The following is a 2,426-nucleotide window of genomic DNA, read 5'->3' on the forward strand; positions in this document are numbered from 1 at the left end:
TTACTGGTCGATTTACTATCTTTGGATGGTCAAAAGGCAGTTTACCCCTAGAGGTACTTTGGCAAAGATGGGTAACAATGATCGCTCGTTTATTTTATAATTTTAGTTTAGCCAATCCCACCATCAACCCTATTATTGAATACTGCCTAATTATCCTCGTCATCATCTCCTTTATTTATCTGAGCAAAAAAGCCGATAAAAAAGTTTTTACCCTGATCATTCTCCTGACAATTATCCCCTTTTTCTCTCTTTTAGCATGGGATCTAATCAGAGGATTTCGCTACACGGCTGTGGGCAGATTTTACTTACCGAGTTTTCTCGGTATGCTGCTGGCAGTTACCTTTTTACTAAGCAACGGATTACAGCAGCGCCAAGGCTGGGCAAAAATTCTCTTAATATTATTGCTAGTTTTCGGATTAATTGCCAAAATTCCCTATCCACCGCCGGCAGCTAGATATGTGGGTTATGGTAGTAATATTCCCAATGCTTATACAATGATTAATCGCAGTCAAAAACCTCTAATTATTTCAGAACATTGGTTAGATACCTTGCCCCTTATCCATACTACTGATGCTAAGACCAAGTATTTATTTGTTCAGTCGAACCCTAGAGTTTCCATCCCATCCTTAAAAAATCAATTTACCGATATTTATCTCCTCAATCCTTCCCCCAGTCTCAGACAATATTTAGATGACCAGTCTATACAATTATCCCCTACGGAAAATCAAGCCTTTTGGCGAATTGATTAAAAAACCATTGACCCCTCTTGCCAAAACAGACCACAACCTGATAGACTCAATCAACCAAGGCTTCAGGGAATAGAATTGGGCAGTTCATCCCTAAGAGGGATTGACTTTTACAAAGTTTTATGCTTGCTCAACTGGAGAGTCCCCGAAATCTGGTGATTAAGAGTTTTAGCCTCTTGGCTACCGGACTGACTAAGCAGACCTAACAAATTCAACTGTATGATACCGAGTCAAGACATCGGCGAGGCAGTAGATTCAGTCAGAAAAACTGACGCACAAGACTTCTCTAATTTAATGCCTAGACCTGGCTGGCAACAAGTGGCGGGTTTAGGTAGAGACTGTTTTTGGTATTGAACCCCGATTCTTTTCGTTCTTTACCGGTTTTAGTGATTGCCAATAGGGATTTTAAGCCCGTAATTGGTTGAAAATTTCTATTTATTCGCAAAAATTCCCAGTCGCTCCCTGTACTAATCCTAGAGATCGACTTCATGATCAGTAATTTTCCCCAACCAATTCTCTGGAAATCAGCTTCCAGAACAATTTAGTTATTTTATGAGTAGCAATGCCTTAACCAATCGTGAACATCTAATCGAACTGTATAATCGAGGTGAACGCAACTTTGCGGAAGTCAGACTTAGCGGAGTCAATTTAAAGAGACAGTGTTTAAACCAGATTAACCTAAGTCATAGTTACTTAAAACGAGCCAATTTAGCCGAAGCTTGTTTAATTAACGCTAATTTCAAGGACGCTTCCCTCGAAGAAGTTAATTTAAGCAAAGCTTGTCTTATCGATGCTAACCTGACTAAAGCCGACCTTTCTGGGGCAAATTTGCGCCAAAGTCAACTAAGCGGCGCAATTTTGAGTAATACTGTTCTCAAAAAGGCTGATTTAAGTTCTGCCTGTTTAATTCACAGTAGCTTACTTTTTGCTCAACTGTTGAAAGCGAATCTCGAAGCCGCTAATCTCACCTCAGCCACTTTAACCCATGCCATGGCGGGGAAAGCTAACCTAAAACGGGCTATTCTCACTCGTGCTATTCTTAGCTCTGCTAATCTTAGCCATGCTAACTTAAAAGAGGCTAACCTAATTCGAGCCTATCTCTATCAAGCTAATCTGGAAAACTGCCATCTTCAATACGCCGACCTCAGCTATGCCGATTTGCGCGGGGCGGATTTACGCGGGGCGGATTTACGTTATGCTAACCTCGAAGGTGCTAATCTGACGGGAGCTAACCTCAATTGTAGCGATTTTGAGGGAGCTAACTTAACTGGAGCCGATTTAAGTAAAACTGACGCTAATAAAGCCAATTTTCGCCAGGCTAACTTAACCGGTTGTAATCTGCTCGGCGCTAATTTAGCCTCCGCTAACCTTTCCGGTGCTAATCTACACCAAGCGGGATTACTCTTGAGTTATTTAGTGGGAAGCAATCTTAAACGAGCTAATCTCAAACAAGCTAACTTAATTGGGGCGATTTTAACCGAAAATAATCTTCTTTCTGCTTCCCTCGAAGAAACTATTCTTCCTAACGGTAGTCGCGGTAATCTCCTTTCCTAATATTCCTAGAAAAACCCGGTTGTAGAGACTTTTCTGCCGAGGTTTCTATAACCGTGGGGAGTGGGGATAATAACTGGACTTCCCCTTTGACAAAAGGCCATAACCTGTGCTGTAGGAGGGATTAAA

At 41.3% G+C, this 2,426-nt stretch carries 1 protein-coding gene and 1 pseudogene; both read left to right on the forward strand.

Features of this window, described 5'->3' with window-relative positions; translation table 11 throughout:
• A pseudogene (locus PX636_RS13895) lies at positions 1-749 on the forward strand (glycosyltransferase family 39 protein); the annotation flags it as partial.
• Positions 750-1,298: 549 nt separating this feature from the next.
• Positions 1,299-2,300 (forward strand): pentapeptide repeat-containing protein, encoded by a 1,002-nt coding sequence (locus tag PX636_RS13900; RefSeq protein ID WP_002798377.1) that lies wholly within the window; start codon positions 1,299-1,301, stop codon positions 2,298-2,300.
• The last annotated feature ends 126 nt before the right edge of the window (positions 2,301-2,426 follow it).

The sequence above is a fragment of the Microcystis sp. M53598_WE2 genome (assembly GCF_030067735.1).
Classification (GTDB): Bacteria; Cyanobacteriota; Cyanobacteriia; order Cyanobacteriales; family Microcystaceae; genus Microcystis; species Microcystis aeruginosa.

What these genes read in the sequence shown, in the direction of transcription:
- PX636_RS13900 (WP_002798377.1), top strand. Translation starts at nt 1,299, where the DNA reads ATGAGTAGCAATGCCTTAACCAATCGTGAACATCTAATCGAACTGTAT.